Source organism: Arthrobacter sp. CC3 (assembly GCF_039907775.1).
Lineage (GTDB): Bacteria > Actinomycetota > Actinomycetes > Actinomycetales > Micrococcaceae > Arthrobacter.
The window spans coordinates 1-638 of sequence record NZ_JARCCY010000115.1 but is presented as its reverse complement, the minus strand read 5'-3'; the positions used below and the strand labels follow the sequence as shown (position 1 = coordinate 638).

1 protein-coding gene is annotated in these 638 nt (G+C 73.4%); it reads left to right on the top strand.

Annotated elements, in window-relative coordinates:
* Window positions 1–638: zinc-binding dehydrogenase (locus PV761_RS24230; RefSeq protein ID WP_347900055.1), on the top strand; the 638-nt coding region annotated here is incomplete at both ends.

The window sequence follows — 638 nt, the reverse complement described above, 5'->3', positions numbered from 1 at the left end:
GCTGTCCATCCGGCCACGCCCGGCCCGGGCGCGGCCCGGTACCCGGCGGACCGGCCCAACCTCTCACCGGGGTGCACGTACCTGGGCAGTGCCGCCCGTTTCCCGCACACCGACGGCGCCTTCAGCCGGTACGTGAACCTGCCGGCACGGATGCTCCGGGCACTGCCGTCAGGCCTTAGCCTGCGGACCGCGGCGCTGATCGAGCCCGCCTCCGTGGCCTGGCACGCGGTGGCCCGGGCCGGGGACGTCAGCGGCAAAACGGCCCTGGTGATCGGCAGCGGCCCCATCGGAGCACTGGCCGTCGCCGTGCTGAAACGGGCCGGTGCCCGGCGGATCGTGGCCGTGGACATGCACGCCAGGCCGCTGGACATCGCGGCGGCCGTGGGAGCGGACGACGTGCTCGCCGCCTCCGACGCGGCGGCGATCGCCGCGGTCGAGGCCGACGTCGTGATTGAATCCTCCGGCAACCACCACGGCCTGGCCTCGGCCATCCAGGGCGCCGCCCGCGGCGGCACCGTGGTGATGGTGGGCCTGCTGCCCGCCGGCCCGCAACCGGTCCTGATCTCACTCGCCATCACCCGCGAACTGGAACTGAAGGGCTCCTTCCGCTTCAACGACGAGATCGACGACGTCATCAC